15 protein-coding genes are annotated in these 17,899 nt (G+C 33.5%); all 15 read left to right on the forward strand.

From position 1 onward, the window contains the following. The first annotated feature begins 37 nt into the window (after nucleotides 1-37). On the forward strand, nucleotides 38-1,195 hold the full coding sequence (locus CLV86_RS12705; RefSeq protein ID WP_121052933.1) for a DUF3095 family protein: 1,158 nt from the start codon (nucleotides 38-40) through the stop codon (nucleotides 1,193-1,195). Between the two features lie 166 nt (nucleotides 1,196-1,361). Next, on the forward strand, nucleotides 1,362-3,038 hold the full coding sequence (gene ilvD / locus CLV86_RS12710) for a dihydroxy-acid dehydratase (protein WP_121052935.1): 1,677 nt from the start codon (nucleotides 1,362-1,364) through the stop codon (nucleotides 3,036-3,038). 146 nt (nucleotides 3,039-3,184) lie between these two features. Next, nucleotides 3,185-4,918: a biosynthetic-type acetolactate synthase large subunit gene (gene ilvB, locus CLV86_RS12715; RefSeq protein ID WP_121052840.1), complete on the forward strand. Its 1,734-nt coding sequence runs from the start codon at nucleotides 3,185-3,187 to the stop codon at nucleotides 4,916-4,918. Between the two features lies 1 nt (nucleotide 4,919). Beyond that, a complete protein-coding gene (gene ilvN / locus CLV86_RS12720; protein WP_121052842.1) occupies nucleotides 4,920-5,450 on the forward strand; it encodes an acetolactate synthase small subunit in 531 nt (176 codons plus the stop codon). A gap of 23 nt (nucleotides 5,451-5,473) precedes the next feature. Continuing rightward, a complete protein-coding gene (gene ilvC / locus CLV86_RS12725; RefSeq protein WP_121052844.1) occupies nucleotides 5,474-6,976 on the forward strand; it encodes a ketol-acid reductoisomerase in 1,503 nt (500 codons plus the stop codon). 42 nt (nucleotides 6,977-7,018) lie between these two features. Further along, nucleotides 7,019-8,284, forward strand: coding sequence for a threonine ammonia-lyase IlvA (ilvA, locus tag CLV86_RS12730; RefSeq protein WP_121052846.1), 1,266 nt, complete (start codon nucleotides 7,019-7,021; stop codon nucleotides 8,282-8,284). Between the two features lie 420 nt (nucleotides 8,285-8,704). Beyond that, entirely contained in the window at nucleotides 8,705-9,328 is a 624-nt protein-coding gene (locus tag CLV86_RS12735; protein ID WP_121052847.1) for a GNAT family N-acetyltransferase, read from the forward strand. Then, nucleotides 9,321-10,508 (forward strand): argininosuccinate synthase, encoded by a 1,188-nt coding sequence (locus CLV86_RS12740; protein ID WP_121052849.1) that lies wholly within the window; start codon nucleotides 9,321-9,323, stop codon nucleotides 10,506-10,508. Before CLV86_RS12735 ends, CLV86_RS12740 begins: the two co-directional genes overlap by 8 nt. Then, nucleotides 10,505-11,482 (forward strand): N-acetyl-gamma-glutamyl-phosphate reductase, encoded by a 978-nt coding sequence (gene argC, locus CLV86_RS12745; RefSeq protein ID WP_121052851.1) that lies wholly within the window; start codon nucleotides 10,505-10,507, stop codon nucleotides 11,480-11,482. Before CLV86_RS12740 ends, argC begins: the two co-directional genes overlap by 4 nt. A gap of 214 nt (nucleotides 11,483-11,696) precedes the next feature. Next, on the forward strand, nucleotides 11,697-12,497 hold the full coding sequence (gene proC, locus CLV86_RS12750) for a pyrroline-5-carboxylate reductase (protein WP_121052853.1): 801 nt from the start codon (nucleotides 11,697-11,699) through the stop codon (nucleotides 12,495-12,497). Next, nucleotides 12,494-13,621 carry an aspartate aminotransferase family protein gene (locus tag CLV86_RS12755; RefSeq protein WP_121052855.1) on the forward strand — a complete coding sequence of 376 codons (1,128 nt, stop codon included), beginning with the start codon at nucleotides 12,494-12,496 and terminating at the stop codon, nucleotides 13,619-13,621. Before proC ends, CLV86_RS12755 begins: the two co-directional genes overlap by 4 nt. A gap of 34 nt (nucleotides 13,622-13,655) precedes the next feature. Beyond that, nucleotides 13,656-14,591: an N-acetylornithine carbamoyltransferase gene (locus CLV86_RS12760; protein WP_121052857.1), complete on the forward strand. Its 936-nt coding sequence runs from the start codon at nucleotides 13,656-13,658 to the stop codon at nucleotides 14,589-14,591. Nucleotides 14,592-14,682: 91 nt separating this feature from the next. Beyond that, a complete protein-coding gene (gene argB / locus CLV86_RS12765; protein WP_121052859.1) occupies nucleotides 14,683-15,459 on the forward strand; it encodes an acetylglutamate kinase in 777 nt (258 codons plus the stop codon). After that, entirely contained in the window at nucleotides 15,456-16,517 is a 1,062-nt protein-coding gene (locus tag CLV86_RS12770; RefSeq protein ID WP_121052861.1) for a M20 family metallo-hydrolase, read from the forward strand. Before argB ends, CLV86_RS12770 begins: the two co-directional genes overlap by 4 nt. 86 nt (nucleotides 16,518-16,603) lie before the next feature. Then, nucleotides 16,604-17,878, forward strand: a complete 1,275-nt coding sequence (argH, locus tag CLV86_RS12775) for an argininosuccinate lyase (protein ID WP_121052863.1) — start codon at nucleotides 16,604-16,606, stop codon at nucleotides 17,876-17,878. The last annotated feature ends 21 nt before the right edge of the window (nucleotides 17,879-17,899 follow it).

Below are 17,899 nucleotides of genomic sequence, written 5' to 3' on the forward strand. Positions count from 1 at the left end.
TTAATTAACTAAATCATGTTGATTAATAATGCATAATATGAAAGTTAATAATGCTTTTTACCATAAGTTAATTAAGCACAATATAACACTTCAACGTTTATTAGAAGACGAAAGATTGTTTACTCAAGTACCAGAAAATTGGTATGTTGTAGTTGCAGATGTAGAAAATTCTACGATTGCGGTAGAAAATGGTCTTCATAACGAAGTTAATTTAGCAGCAACAGGAAGTATTGTAGCTGTGTTAAACGAGTTTAAACTTAAGGAAAGACATTTTAAAATCCCTTATTTTTTTGGAGGTGATGGAGCAACATTTATTGTTCCTGCTACTGTGCGCAAAAATGTTATGGATATTTTAGAAGTCCATCGTGTCCATGTACAAAATAATTTATCTCTTAATTTAAGGATAGGGACAATGTCTGTAAAAGATATTTTAAATACAGGTTTTAAATTAAAAATAGCTAAACTTAAATTAAATCCTTTATTAACAATACCTGTAATTCTTGGTAACGGATTAAAATATGCTGAAGACGAAATAAAAGCCTCATGGTTACCAAGTAAAAAAAGTTTCTCTAAAAAAGAAGTAAATTTAGAAGGCATGGAATGTCGATGGGACGAAATTGTTCCAGAGAATGAAGGTAAAAAAGTGGTTTGCCTTTTGGTATTTTGTGAAAACGAAATACAACAAGCTAAGGTTTATGCAGAAGTAATTACCAAAATCAATTCTATATTTGGGAACTTAGATAAAAGGCAACCAATTTCTACAATTAGCTTAAAATTAAACTCTAGTATAGCAAAAATAAGAAAAGAAATGTACGCCAAAATTGGTAAGTATAGTATCGGTTATTTAGCAAAAAATTGGTTTCTTACAGTTTTAGGGAAAGTATATTTTAAATTTTTTAAAGAAGGCAAAAAATATCTTGAAGAACTTAGTCAACTCTCAGATACAATTATGATGGATGGAACTATAAATACAGTTATGGTTGGAAAGGAAAAAGATATTGATAAATTAAAAACTTATTTAACGCATCGAGAAAATAAAGGAGAATTAACTTTTGGCATACATACAACTTATGCTTCGGTAATGTCTTGTTATGTTCAAGATCGAAAAGAAAAACATATTCATTTTGTTGATGCAACCGAAGGAGGTTATACTACAGCAGCAATTTCATTTAAGAAAAAATTAAATAATAAATAATTTTAAAAAAATAAAAGCTTTTGAACATCATATCGTTTGATGCTTAAAGTGTTGATTTGCAGCAATATACATATTTGTTAATTGCATTGAGTTTAGCTTAATTTTAATTATAGTAATACTCAAAATAAACGAAACAATTAATTTAGTTTCAGCAAAAATAAATATGATTCAATTAAATAAATACAGTAAAACAGTTACGCAAGACCCAACACAACCAGCAGCACAAGCCATGTTGCATGCTATTGGTTTAACTAAAGAAGATTTTTTTAAGCCCATTATTGGTATTGCAAGTACAGGATACGAAGGTAACCCATGTAATATGCATCTTAATGATTTAGCTAAATTGGCTAAAAAGGGTACTAAAAACGAAGATGTTGTAGGTCTTATTTTCAATACAATAGGTGTTAGTGATGGTATTTCTATGGGAACGCCAGGAATGCGTTACTCATTACCATCTCGAGATATTATTGCAGATTCTATGGAAACCGTAGTACAAGCCATGAGTTATGATGGTTTAATAACAGTGGTAGGTTGCGATAAAAATATGCCAGGAGCTTTAATTGCAATGATTAGGTTAAATCGTCCAAGTATTTTAGTGTATGGAGGAACCATTGATTCTGGTTGCCATAACGGAAAAAAACTAGACGTGGTTTCTGCTTTTGAAGCTTGGGGAAGCAAAGTTGCTGGAACCATGGAAGAAACCGAATATCAAAACATTGTAGAAAAAGCATGTCCAGGAGCAGGAGCTTGTGGTGGTATGTATACCGCAAATACTATGGCTTCAGCTATTGAAGCTCTAGGGATGACTTTACCGTTTAACTCGTCAAATCCAGCATTAAGTGATGCTAAAAAAGAAGAGTCTGTTAAAGCTGGTGAAGCCATACGTGTGTTATTAGAAAAAGATATTAAACCTTCAGATATTATTACGCGTAAATCTCTAGAAAATGCTGTAAGATTAGTCACTATTTTAGGTGGTTCTACAAATGCAGTACTTCACTTTTTAGCAATTGCAAGAGCAGCAGATATCGATTTTACATTAAAAGATTTTCAAGATATAAGCGATAACACACCATTTTTAGCCGACTTAAAACCTAGCGGAAAATACCTAATGGAAGATGTTCATGCTGTTGGCGGAATTCCTGCGGTTCTAAAATATCTATTGAAAAAAGGATTAATTCATGGTGATTGTTTAACCGTTACAGGAAAAACAATTGCAGAGAATTTATTGGATGTTGCAGATTTAACTGAAGGTCAAGATGTAATAAAGTCAATTGAAGAGCCAATAAAAATATCAGGTCATTTAAGAATGCTTTATGGTAATCTCGCTACCGAAGGTTCTGTTGCTAAAATCACAGGAAAAGAAGGTTTAAAGTTTATTGGTAAAGCAAAAGTCTTTGAAGGCGAATATGCTGCCAATGATGGTATTCGTGATGGATTAGTAGAAAAAGGAGATGTTGTCGTAATTCGTTACGAAGGACCAAAAGGTGGACCAGGAATGCCAGAAATGCTAAAGCCAACTGCTGCAATAATGGGAGCAGGTTTAGGTAAAGATGTGGCATTAATTACAGATGGACGTTTCTCTGGAGGAACGCATGGTTTTGTAGTTGGGCACATTACTCCAGAAGCTCAAGAAGGTGGTAATATAGCCTTAGTAAAAGATGGAGATATAATAACCATTGATGCCGAAACAAACTCCATTGTTTTGGAGGTTTCAGAAGAAGAATTGCAAAAAAGAAGACAGTACTGGAAAGCACCAGATTTAAAATTTAAACGAGGTGTGTTATACAAATATGCTAAAACCGTATCGTCTGCCTCAAAAGGATGTGTAACGGACGAGTTTTAAAAATTCCTTTGTAAAAAAGGAATCTCATAATCGTAGCAGTAATAGCTATGAATTTTAAATAAAAGAAAAAGAGTCTCAAGCAAAGCGCGAGAACAATATGTAAAATATATAAAGGTAGGATGAGATTCCTGCCTGCGCAGGAATTTATGGATACAAAAACTATAAAAAAAGAAACAAACACAACGCAAACTACAGAGCGTATTTCTGGCAGCGAAGCTATAATAAAATGTTTGTTAGCAGAAGGTGTAGATACACTTTATGGTTATCCTGGCGGAGCAATCATGCCAGTGTATGATGAGCTTTATAAATACCAAGATAAAATTCATCACGTGTTAACACGTCATGAGCAAGGTGCAACCCATTCTGCTCAAGGATATGCACGTATTTCAGGTAAAGTTGGTGTTGCAATTGCAACTTCTGGACCAGGAGCAACTAACTTGATTACAGGTATTGCAGATGCGCAAATAGATAGTACACCAATGGTTTGTATTACTGGTCAAGTAGCCTCGCATTTACTGGGTAGTGATGCTTTTCAGGAAACAGATATTGTAGGTATTTCTACACCAGTTACAAAATGGAATTGCCAAATTACCAAAGCTTCAGATATTCCTGAAGTTATAGCTAAAGCCTTTTATATTGCTAAAAGTGGTCGTCCAGGACCTGTTTTAATCGATATTACAAAAGATGCTCAGTTTGAAGAATTCGATTTTAATTACGAAAAATGTAAAGGTGTAAGAAGTTATATTCCGATTCCAAAATTAAATCATAATCAGGTTGAAGCTGCTGCAAAACTTATTAATTCAGTAAAAAAACCAATGATTGTTTGGGGACAAGGTGTGGCGTTAGGTCAGGCAGAAGCCGAATTTAAAGCGGTTGTTGAAAAAGCTGGAATTCCATCTGCTTGGACTATTTTAGGTGCAGGAGCAATTCCAACCTCTCATCCTTTAAATATTGGTATGGTTGGTATGCATGGTAATTATGCGCCAAATGTTTTAACTAATGAGTGCGACCTTTTAATTGCAATTGGTATGCGTTTCGACGATCGTGTTACTGGTAATTTAGCAACGTATGCTAAGCAAGCAAAAGTGATTCATTTTGAAATTGATCCAGCCGAAATAGATAAAAACGTTAAAACAGATGTGGCAGTTTTAGGTGATGCAAAACAAAGTTTAGCTGCCTTACTTCCGCTTTTAGAAGAAAAAACACATCCGGAATGGCATCAAAAGTTTAAAGATTTATATGCTATTGAATATGAAAAAGTAATAAAAAACGACATCCATCCTACAAAAGAAGGTTTAACAATGGGTGAAGTTTTACAAGAAATTAACTCACAAACTAAAGGTGATGCAGCAATTGTAACAGATGTTGGCCAGCATCAAATGATAGCTTGTCGTTATGCCAATTTCAACAAAACAAGAAGCAATATTACTTCTGGTGGATTAGGTACTATGGGCTTTGGTTTACCTGCTGCAATAGGAGCAAAAATGGCAGCTCCAGAACGTGAAGTAATTTCGATTTCTGGTGATGGTGGTTACCAAATGACTATTCAAGAATTGGGTACCATTTTTCAGCAAAAAGTACCAGTAAAAATTGTGGTTTTAAACAATGAGTTTTTAGGTATGGTTCGCCAATGGCAACAGTTGTTTTTCGATAAACGTTATGCGTCTACAGAAATGACAAATCCAGATTTTGTAGCTATTGCTAAAGGGTATTTTATTGAAGCCGAAAAAGTTACAAAGCGTGAAGATTTAAAGGATGCAGTTGCTAAAATGATAAACACAGATGGACCATACTTTTTAGAAGTTTGTGTAGAAAAGGAAGACAATGTTTTTCCAATGATACCAACAGGAGCATCAGTTTCAGACGTAAGATTAGAATAATATGGAAGCAGAAAACAACATATACACTGTTTCGGTTTACACCGAAAATAATATAGGATTATTAAATCGTATTTCGGCAATATTTCAGCGTAGACATATAAATATTGAAAGTATAAATTCTTCAGTTTCAGAAATTGAAGGTGTTTCAAAATTTACAATTGTTGTAAATATATCCGAAGAGCAAATGAAAAAAATAATTGGTCAAATTGAAAAACAAGTCGAAGTTATTAAGGCTTACTTTCATACAGATGAAGACACCATTTATCAAGAGTCTTGCATTTTTAAAATGAAATCTGATTTATTGTTTGAAGAGCGACAAATTCAGAATATAATTAAAGAAAGCAACGCTAGAATTGTAACTGTAAATCGTGACTTTTTTGTTATTGAAAAATCAGGACGTAAAGAAGAAATAGAATTATTATATAGAGAATTAAGTGCTTTTGGAATCATGCAATTTACACGTTCAGGACGTATTGCTGTTACAAAAGACGAAATGAAAATATCAACAATACTGGAAGCTTTTCAAGCATAACCAATAATTAAAATAAAAAGACAATGTCAAATTATTTCAACACATTATCATTAAGAAACCAATTAGATCAATTAGGTAAATGTAGATTCATGGATACTTCAGAGTTTGAAGATGGTGTTAACGCATTAAAAGGAAAAAAAATTGTAATTATTGGTTGTGGCGCACAAGGTTTAAACCAAGGATTAAATATGCGTGATTCAGGTTTAGATATTTCGTATGCATTAAGGCAACAAGCTATTGATGAGAAGCGTGCTTCTTACAAAAATGCTACCGACAACGAATTTAATGTTGGGACTTATGAGGAGCTAATTCCTACTGCAGATTTAGTATTAAACTTAACACCAGACAAACAACACACAAATGTTGTAGAAGCAGTAATGCCTTTAATGAAAAAGGGCGCTACGCTAAGTTATTCTCACGGATTTAATATTGTAGAAGAAGGCACTAAAATAAGAGAAGATATTACTGTAATTATGGTTGCTCCAAAATGTCCAGGAACAGAGGTTAGAGAAGAATATAAACGTGGTTTTGGTGTGCCAACATTAATTGCTGTACATCCAGAAAACGATCCAGAAAACAAAGGTTGGGCTCAGGCAAAAGCTTATGCTGCTGCAACTGGTGGTCATCGTGCAGGTGTGTTAGAATCGTCTTTTGTTGCTGAGGTAAAAAGTGACTTAATGGGTGAGCAAACTATTCTTTGTGGTTTACTTCAAACTGGAGCAATTTTATCTTTCGATAAAATGGTAGCCGAAGGTATTGAGCCTGGTTATGCAGCAAAATTAATTCAGTTTGGTTGGGAAACCATTACTGAAGCTTTAAAACATGGTGGAATTACAAACATGATGGACCGTTTGTCTAATCCTGCAAAAATAAAAGCATACCAATTGTCAGAAGAATTAAAAGATATCATGCGTCCTTTATTCGAGAAACATATGGACGATATTATCTCAGGTCACTTCTCAAAAACCATGATGGAAGATTGGGCAAATGATGATGTAAATCTTTTAAAATGGAGAGCAGAAACAGGTGAAACTGCTTTTGAAAAAACAACGTTAACAACAGATCATATTTCTGAGCAAGAATATTTTGATCATGGAACTTTACTAGTTGCATTTGTGAAATCTGGTGTTGAGTTAGCTTACGAAACCATGGTAAGTGCAGGAATTATTGAAGATTCTGCGTATTATGAATCACTTCACGAATTACCATTAATTGCTAATACAATTGCTAGAAAAAAATTATTTGAAATGAATAGAGTGATTTCTGATACTGCTGAATATGGTTGTTATTTATTTGATCACGCATGTAAACCGTTATTAAAAGATTTCATGAAAACAGTGGAAACAGATATTATTGGTAAAGCATTTGCAACTACAAATGGAGTTGATAATGTAGAATTAATAGCTGTAAACGATGCCATTAGAAATCATCCAATCGAAACAGTTGGTAAACGATTAAGAGCAGCAATGACTGCAATGAAAATTATAAAATCTGATGTAAAATCAGAAGAATCAGTTTTAGCTTAAATCTATTGTCATTCCGATTTAATTTTCGCGATCTCATAAAACATGGAAAACACCACAACAACATACAAGCCTACATTAGCATCTGTTGAAGCTGCTGCAGAAAAATTAAAAGGAGTTGCATCTGTAACGCCTTTAATGTCTAACAGAAATTATTCTAAGCAATTCGACGCTAATATCATGTTTAAGCGTGAAGATTTACAACAAGTACGTTCCTATAAAATTAGAGGTGCTTACAACAAAATGTCATCTTTAAGCCAAACAGAAATCGAAAACGGAATTGTATGTGCAAGTGCAGGAAATCATGCACAAGGTGTGGCGTTATCATGTAAGTTGTTAAAAATAAAAGGAACAATTTTTATGCCTTCTCCAACACCTAATCAAAAGGTGGAACAAGTAAAAATGTTTGGCGAAGAGTATATTGAAGTCGTATTAATTGGTGATACTTTTGATGATTCATATCATGCAGCAATGCAACAAAGTGAAGCATTAAATAAAACATTTATTCATCCTTTTAATGATGAAAAAGTTATTGAAGGCCAAGCAACCGTTGGACTAGAAATTATAGATCAAGTGCAACATCCAATCCATTATGTATTTGTTCCTGTTGGTGGTGGAGGTTTGTCTGCAGGATTGTCTTCAGTGTTTAAACTATTGTCTCCAAACTCAAAAATAATTGGAGTTGAGCCTACAGGAGCACCTTCAATGTCTACGTCTTTAAGACGAAAACAAAACACCGAATTAAAAAATATCGAAAACTTTGTTGATGGTGCAGCAGTAAAACGTGTTGGTGATTTAAACTTTGCAATTTGTCAGCAAAATTTAAACGATATGATTACGGTAGACGAAGGTAAAGTTTGTCAAACCATATTAGAATTATACAATAAAGATGCTGTAGTTGTAGAACCAGCTGGAGCATTAAGCATAGCAGCTTTGGAGCAATATAAAGAAGAAATAAAAGGTAAAAATGTTGTGTGTGTTGTTAGCGGAAGCAATAACGACATCACACGTACTCCAGAGATTAAAGAGCGTGCATTGTTGCATGCTAATTTAAAACATTATTTTATTGTCAAGTTTCCGCAACGCGCCGGTGCTTTACGCGAATTTGTGGTAGATATTTTAGGTCCAACAGATGATATTACACACTTTGAATATACTAAAAAAGTAAACCGCGAAAATGATGTTGCTGTGGTTGGTTTAGAATTAAAATCTCCAAGCGATTTAGAACCTTTAATAACTAAAATGAAGTTGAATAATTTTTTTGGAGACTATTTAAATGATAAACCCGATTTGTTTCAGTTTTTAGTATGATTTTGATAATTATGAGCTTAAAAACTTTCAAATTCGCAAAAATTCATTAAAAAGCACAAAAATTAAATGTTTGTATTAAATTAAATTATACGTTTGCATCATGTTTACAATTATAAATAAAAACGAAAGACCCACAAGTTTGCTATTACGCAGACGACGTCGCTAATATGCATACTTCAAGCTTTTAGTTAATAGTTTTTATTTTTTTTCAGACAGTGAACCACACATCACAAATATTTACTTTTCCAAATACAGTTATTAGAAATAATAACAGGATTGTTGTGCGTCCCATTTTACGTCGACGCCCTTAAGGGTGTACTTCTATTTTAGAACTTAGGTGAGTCCGGTTCTCTATTCCTGCAAAGTCAGGAATCTCAAAAAAACAAAATCAATATTTTTTAATTATATAAATCAATTACAATGAAAATTGTTATTGCTGATAAGTCACATAGTGTTTACGCAGATATTATTTGCCAAACTATTGCAGACGCTGCTCAAGTTAGAGGAACAGGTATTGCAAAACGTAAACCAGAATACATCATTACCAAAATGGAAAATGGTAATGCAGTCATTGCTCTAGAAGATAATAAGTTTGCTGGCTTTTGCTATATCGAACAATGGAGTCATGGTAAGTTTGTTGCTAACTCGGGCTTAATTGTACATCCTGATTTTAGAAATTTAGGACTTGCAAAAAAAATAAAGAAAGTAATCTTCGACCATTCTAGAACCAAGTATCCAAATGCCAAAGTATTTAGTATTACTACAGGTTTAGCTGTTATGAAAATGAATAGCGACTTAGGTTATAAACCCGTTACATTTTCAGAATTAACTAAAGATCAAACCTTTTGGAACGGTTGCCAAACCTGTAAGAATTTTGACGTTTTAACCAGAACAGAGCAAACCATGTGCTTATGTACAGGCATGTTGTATGACCCATCAAAAGAGGCTAAGCCTGTTGAAGAACACAAATACGATAAAAAAGTGTGGACCAGATTAAAAAGCATTAAGCAAACAAGATTTCTAAAAAAAGATAAAAATGAGTAATAAAAAATTAGTTATAGCATATAGTGGAGGTTTAGATACATCGTATTGCGCAGTAAGTTTATCTAAAGATTATGATGTACATGCAGTAAGTGTAAATACAGGAGGTTTCACTACGGAAGAGATTAAGAAAATAGAAAGTAATGCCTATAAAATGGGAGTTTCTACGTGTAAAAACATTGATGCAGTTGCTACTTTTTATACTAAAGTAGTCAAGTATTTAATCTTCGGGAATGTATTGAAAAATAGTACGTATCCTTTATCAGTAAGTGCAGAACGTATTATCCAAGCTATAGAGATTATAGAATATGCTAAAAGTATTGATGCAGAATATATCGCGCATGGAAGTACAGGAGCAGGAAACGATCAAGTACGTTTTGATATGATTTTTCAAACTTTGGCTCCTGGTATTAAAATTATAACACCAATTAGAGATCAAAAACTGACTAGAGAAGAAGAAATAGAATATTTAAAGTCGGAAGGTGTAGATATGTCTTGGGAAAAATCAAAATATTCTGTAAACAAAGGACTTTGGGGAACAAGTGTTGGAGGTGTAGAAACTTTAAAGTCTGAAAAACCTTTGCCAAGCGAAGCCTATCCTTCACCATTAGAAAAAGAAGGCGAAGAAAAAGTGACATTAACCTTTAAAAACGGGGAGTTTGTTGCTTTAAACGGACAAGAAAATGCGCCAGAAGTCAATATTGAAAACCTAAACACTATTGCTTCTGCATATGCTATTGGAAGAGATATTCATGTTGGAGATACTATTGTTGGTACCAAAGGAAGAGTTGGTTTTGAAGCTGCTGCAGCTTTAATCACCATAAAGGCACATCATTTATTAGAAAAACATACGCTTACAAAATGGCAATTACAACATAAAGAGTATCTGTCTAGTTTTTACGGAATGCATTTGCATGAAGGACAGTACTTAGATCCTGTAATGCGTGATACGGAAGCTTTTTTACAAAGCTCACAAAAAATGGTGTCTGGTAATGTGGTGGTCACTTTAAAACCGTATCATTTTTCTTTAGATGGTATTGTTTCCAATCACGATTTAATGTTTAGTGCATTTAGTACCTATGGTGAAGAAAATAAAGCTTGGACAGCAGATGACGCCAAAGGATTTATTAAGATTATTGGAAATCAGAATAAAATTTATCAACAAATAAATTCAGAATTATGATACAAGTAGGAATCATTGGAGGTGCTGGTTACACAGCAGGAGAATTAATTAGGTTGTTGTTAAATCATCCAAAAGCGAATATTAATTTTATTTATAGTACATCTAATGCAGGAAATAAAGTATACCAAGTACATCAAGATTTAATTGGTACAACTGAGTTAGAATTTTCGAATAGGATTAATTCAGAAGTTGATCTGCTTTTCTTGTGTTTAGGTCATGGAAATTCCACTGCTTTTTTAGAAAAAAACACTTTTTCAGATACTACTAAAATTATAGATTTAAGTAACGATTTTAGATTGCTTGCAAATAAGAATTTTCAAGGAAAAGAATTTGTATATGGTTTAGCAGAATTAGATAAAGAAGCGATTAAAACAGCCAATTACATTGCAAATCCTGGTTGTTTTGCAACAGCATTACAATTAGCAATTTTGCCTTTAGCTGCAAATGGCTTGCTTACTAATGATGTACATATAAATGCAGTAACAGGTGCAACTGGAGCAGGAACTTCTTTATCTACAACAACGCATTTTACATGGAGAGATAATAATTTTTCGCATTACAAAGCATTTAATCATCAGCATTTAGGTGAAATTAATCAGACAGTAAAACAGTTGCAGAGCGACTTTAATTCCGAAATCAACTTTATGCCAAATAGAGGTGATTTTTCTAGAGGAATTTTTGCAACAACGTATACAAGGTATAAAGGTTCTCTTGAGGAGGCAAAAGCAATGTACAAAGCGTATTATAAAGATGCTGTATTTACAGTAGTTTCAGATGAAAGTATCTTTTTAAAACAAGTGGTAAACACCAATAAATGTATTATAAGTCTTGAAAAACATGGAGACAAATTACTAATTACAAGTACCATTGATAATTTATTAAAAGGAGCTTCTGGAGCAGCGGTGCAAAACATGAATTTAATGTATGGTTTTGAAGAAACGGAAGGTTTAAAACTGAAAGCAACTTATTTTTAAAAGTACTGCAGCTGCGTTAGCGGTTGAAGTGGCATCCTTTTTATTTGTCTCTTCGAGCGCAGTCGAGAAGTTGTCAAATAAAAAGATATAACGGAAAACGCGACCCTTGTGGTAACGCCCAAATAATAAAAAGATGTCACCTTGAACGCAGTCGAAAGGTCTAAGTGAAAATATAGTTTAATTAAAAAAGATAACCGCTTTCGCGGTCACTACGATGAAAATAGCAATTATAGGAACAGGAAACTTAGGAAAGTCCATCGCAAAAGGTTTGATTACCAACAATGCGATTACTAGTTTGTATTTAACCAAACGGAATTTGGATGAGATTCAAGAATTTGATGGATATAAAAACGTGTATGTTACAACAGATAATACAGAAGCGGTTAAGCAGTCGGATATTATCATTTTTGCAGTGCAACCAGCGCATTTTGAGCAAATATTGAATGACATTAAGCCGGAATTAACAGAGAAACACGTGTTGATTTCGACTATTACAGGTTTTCTAATTCCTAAGATTGAGGCACAGGTTGGAGCAGATAAATTTATTATTCGTGCCATGCCAAATACTGCTATTGCAGTTGGAAAATCTATGACATGCTTATGTAGTAATGTGCAAGGTGAAAAACGCATTAAAATTGCTGAAGCTATTTTTAATCGATTAGGGCATTCATTAAGTATTCCAGAAAGTCAAATGCAAGCAGCAACAGTAGTTTGCGCAAGTGGTGTTGCCTTTTGGATGCGATTAATTAGAGCAACAACACAAGCAGCAATTCAGTTAGGTTTTGATGCCAAAGAAGCACAAGAATTAGCCATGTATACCAGTGAAGGAGCTGCAAGTTTGTTGATTACCAATGGAAACCATCCTGAAGAAGAAATTGACAGAGTTACCACACCAAAAGGCTGTACGATTGAAGGTTTAAATGAAATGGAACATAAAGGGTTGAGCTCGTCTTTAATTCAAGGAATGATTGCATCGTTTAATAAAATTAATAATATTAAAAAAGAACAGATATGAGTTTGTTTAACGTCTATCCTTTGTTTGATATCACTCCTGTAAAGGCAGAAGATGTCTTTGTTTTTGATGAAAACAACTCCAAGTATTTAGATTTGTATGGTGGACATGCTGTGATTTCTATTGGACATTCGCATCCAAAATATGTGTCTGCTATCTCAGAGCAAGTTTCTAAAATAGGATTTTATAGTAACTCAATTCAAAATCCACTACAAGTTGAGTTAGCAACAAAACTTTGTGAGTTATCTAGTTGTAAAGAGTACCAATTGTTTTTATGTAATTCTGGAGCAGAAGCGAATGAGAATGCTTTAAAATTAGCCTCCTTTCATACTAAAAAGAAAAAGGTAATTGCTTTTAAAAACGGATTTCATGGTCGTACATCTGCAGCTGTTGCAGCAACTGATAATGCAAAGATTATTGCACCAATTAATGCGCAACAAGAGGTTGAGATTCTGGAATTAGGTGACTTAGAAGGTGTGGAGAAAGCACTAGCTAATAACGATGTTTGTACAGTAATTATAGAATGTATTCAAGGCGTTGGAGGTTTAGATGAAAGTACTGCAACTTTCTACGAGGGTGTAGATGCGTTATGTAAAAAATATAACACGTGCTTTATTGCGGATGAGGTACAATCTGGTTTTGGTAGAACTGGCGATTTCTTTGCGTTTCAGAAATATAATGTAACTCCAGATATTATATCGATTGCCAAAGGCATGGGGAATGGTTTTCCAATTGGAGGTATTTTAATTCACCCAAATATTAAAGCCTCTTTTGGTTTGTTAGGAACCACTTTTGGTGGGAATCACTTAGCGTGTGTTGCATCTTCGACTGTATTAGAAGTTATTGAAGAAGAGGATTTGATGCAAAATACTAAAGACATCTCAGCTTATTTTCTAGAGAAAGCAAAAGAAATTTCGGCAATTAAAAACATAAAAGGTCGTGGATTAATGTTAGGGTTGGAGTTTGATTTTCCAATAGCAGACCTTCGTAAAAAGTTAATTTTTGAACATAAGATATTTACAGGAAGTGCTAAAAATCCGAATTTATTACGGATTCTTCCGCCTTTAACCATCAAAAAAGAACACGTGAATTTGTTTTTTGAGGCTTTAAAAAGCGAATTAAATTAATTAAAAAAGATTCCTGCTTTCGCAGGAAGTAAACATGAAAAAATACACCAACATAAAAGATATATCTAATCTTCAGGAAACCATTAAGGAGGCCATTTTATTGAAAATGAATCCTTTTGAGTTTCAGGAATTAGGAAAAAATAAAACCTTAGTCATGCTTTTCTTTAATGCCAGTTTAAGAACAAGGCTAAGCACAGAAAAAGCAGCAAAAAACCTGGGTATGAACGTTATGGTTTTAAACGTAAATGACGCTTGGAATCTAGAGTTTGAAGATGGTACCATCATGAATGCAAATACTTCAGAACATATAAAAGAAGCTGCAGCAGTTATTTCGCAGTATGCAGATGTGATTGCGGTTAGAGCGTTTCCTAGTTTAACCGATAAACAAAAAGACGAATCTGAATTTGTAATGAATAGTTTCATAAAATATGCAACAGTTCCAATTGTGAATATGGAAAGTGCTACAGCACATCCTTTACAAGCATTGGCAGATGCAATTACCATTACCGAATTAACAGAAAAATCAAAACCTAAAGTCGTTTTGTCTTGGGCTCCACATCCAAAAGCGTTGCCACAAGCAGTTGCAAATTCGTTTGTAGAAATAATGCAAAATATGGATGTAGATTTAACCATTACACATCCAGAAGGTTATGAATTAAATGAAGTTATCACGAAAAACACAACCATAAATCATAACCAAGAAGACGCATTAAAAGATGCAGATTTTGTCTATGTAAAAAACTGGAGTAGTTATAATGACTACGGAAAAGTATTAAGTCAAGATAAAAATTGGATGATAACAAAATCAAAACTTGGAGACGCTAAATTTATGCATTGTTTGCCAGTGAGAAGAAATGTAATTGTTGAAGATGCGGTTTTAGATAGTGAACAATCTGTTGTAATGCAACAAGCCAATAACAGGACATTTTCAGCGCAAATTGTGTTGAAGCAGATATTGGAAAAATTATAATCGTCATTGCGAAAGAGGTACGATTGAAGCAATCTTTTAAATTGAAGAAGATTACTTCGTCATAAATTCCTCGTAATGACAACTAAAAATTATGAAAACACTAAAAATCATAAAAATTGGAGGAAACATCATCGATGATGATAGCGCTTTACAGCAATTCCTAAAAGCATTCGCGACTATAGAAGCACCTAAAATCCTAGTGCATGGAGGCGGAAAACTAGCAACTAAATTAGCGCAACAAATGAAAGTTGAGGTTAAAATGATTGATGGAAGACGTATTACAGATGCAGATACTTTAAATATTATTACTATGGTCTATGCTGGAAAAATCAATAAAACTATAGTCGCACAATTACAAGCTAACAGTTGTAATGCTATTGGTTTTTCAGGAGCAGATGGCAACACGGTAGTTTCGGATTTAAGACCATCTAAACCTATCGATTATGGATTTGCTGGAGACGTCAAAAAGGTAAATACAGAAACCTTAGAAATTCTTTTAAACAATACAATTACACCTGTGTTTTGCGCGATTACTCATGATAGAAACGGACAATTATTAAATACCAATGCAGATACGATTGCTTCCGAATTAGCAATAGGTTTTGCAACAAAATATAAAACTGAATTATATTATTGCTTCGAAAAAAAGGGCGTTTTAGAAGATGTAAATAATGACGATTCTGTTATCCAAAATATAAACACTAAAACCTACCAACCGTTAATTGAAAATGGTATTATTTATGAAGGCATGTTGCCAAAATTAAACAACTGTTTCCATGCTGTAAATAATCAAGTTCAAAAAGTTTGTATAGGTAAAGCGCAAATGCTTTTTCAAAAAGACAATAAACACACAACAATTACAAAATGATAGAAAAACTAACAACCAGGGCAATTGCATTGTTAAAGCAATTAATAGAAACGCAGTCGTTTTCTTCAGAAGAAGGGCCTACTGCTGCGCATATTGAGCAATGGTTTAAGCAACAAGATATTCCGTTTCATCGTACACAACATAATGTTTGGTCTACTAACAAGCATTTTGATGAAAGTAAACCAACCTTATTATTAAATTCACATCATGATACTGTAAAACCAAATAATGGTTATACCAAAGATCCTTTTAAAGCCATTGTTGAAAACGGAAAATTATATGGTTTAGGTAGTAATGATGCTGGAGGTTGTTTGGTGAGTTTATTAGCGACCTACGCGTATTTTTACAATAGAGAAGATTTAAATTTTAATTTAGTTATTGTCGCTTCCGCGGAAGAAGAGAGTAGTGGTCCAAACGGATTGAATAGCATGCTAAATGTTATTCCAAAAGTAGATGTCGCGATTGTAGGAGAGCCAACGTTGATGCATTTAGCAGTTGCCGAAAAAGGTTTAGTAGTATTTGACGCAGTGGTAAAAGGAACGCCAAGTCATGCTGCACATCCAAATAATGATAATGCGATTTATAATAGTATTTCCGTTTTAGAATGGTTTAAAAATTATACCTTTTCTAATACATCGGATGCTTTAGGGGAAGTAAAAATGACAGTGACACAAATTAATGCAGGAAAACAACACAATGCAGTGCCAGCAGATGTAAAGTTAGTTGTAGATGTTCGTGTGAATGATAAATATTCAAATCAAGATATTGTGGATATTTTACAAAAGGAAGCACCTTGTGATAGTATTATTCCAAGAAGTATAAAATTAAATTCGTCTTCCATTCCAATAGATCATCCATTGGTTATTGCAGGAATAGAAATTGGCAGAAGTACCTATGGTTCGCCAACATTATCCGATCAAGCAGTATTAAGTTGCCCTTCGTTAAAATTGGGTCCAGGAGATAGCACACGATCGCATTCCGCTGACGAGTTTATTTACGTGAATGAGATTGAAGAAGGGATTAAAATATATATTGAATTATTAGAAAAAGTACTTTAGTAAACGTCATAACGAGGAAGAATGACGAAGTTATCTCATCATAAGATTGCTTCATTTCATTCGCAATGACTATAAAAAATAAAATTATGAAACTCTGGGATAAAGGAATTAGTATCGATAAAAAAATAGAACAATTTACTGTTGGAAACGACAGAGAAATTGATTTGCATATTGCAAAATACGATGTAGAAGCATCTTTGGCGCATGCCATTATGTTAGCGTCTATTGGAATTATTTCTTCCGATGAATTAGAACAATTAAAAAGCGGATTACAAGCTATTGCTGAAACCATTGAAAACGGAACGTTTGTTATTGAGGATTCCTTTGAAGATGTACATTCTAAAATTGAATACGAACTAACAAAAACTTTAGGTGATGTTGGAAAAAAAATTCACACAGCACGTTCTAGAAACGATCAGGTTTTAGTTGCACTTCAGTTATATTATAAAGACAGCCTAAGGCTGATTAAAGATAAGACTGAAGTCTTTTTCAATACGTTGTTAGGTTTAGCGGAAACACATAAGGAGGCTTTACTTCCAGGTTATACGCATTTACAAGTCGCAATGCCTTCTTCTTTCGGTTTGTGGTTTTCTGCTTATGCTGAGGTGTTGATTGACGATGTTTATTTACTAAACGCAGCTTTAAAAACAGTAGATCAAAATCCCTTAGGTTCTGCAGCAGGTTACGGAAGTTCTTTTCCTATTGATAGAGATTTAACTACTAAAGAATTAACGTTTTCTACTTTAAAATATAACGTCGTTGCTGCGCAAATGAGTAGAGGTAAAAGCGAACGTACCATTGCTTTAGCTTTAGGAAGTGTGTGTAATACCTTAGCGCGTTTTGCAATGGATATTTGTGTGTATAATAGTCAGAATTTTGGCTTTGTTGCCTTTCCAGACGAGTTAACTACAGGAAGTAGCATTATGCCACATAAAAAAAATCCGGATGTGTTTGAATTAATTAGAGGTAAAGCAAATAAAATTCAAGCGTTGCATACTGAAATGGTATTAATTACCAACAACTTACCAAGTGGTTACCACAGAGATTTTCAGTTGTTAAAAGAAAATATCATAGCAGCAATTGAAGATGTCAAAGATTTGTTAGATATTTTTAATTATGCGATTCAGCAAGTTATTGTAAAAGAAATAGACTTAAACGATGCTAAATACCAATACTTGTTTACTGTAGATAATATTAATACGTTGGTAGTAGAAGGCATGCCTTTTAGAGAAGCTTATAAGAAAATTGGAGGAGAAGTAGAAAACGGAACGTATACGCCAGATACTTCTAAGAAACATACACATGTTGGTAGTATTGGTAATTTGTGTTTAGAGGAAATACGAAGAAAGTTTCCTGAATAAGTATTTAGTTAAGAAATAAAA

This window comes from Lacinutrix venerupis, assembly GCF_003663945.1.
GTDB classification, from domain to species: Bacteria; Bacteroidota; Bacteroidia; order Flavobacteriales; family Flavobacteriaceae; genus Lacinutrix; species Lacinutrix venerupis.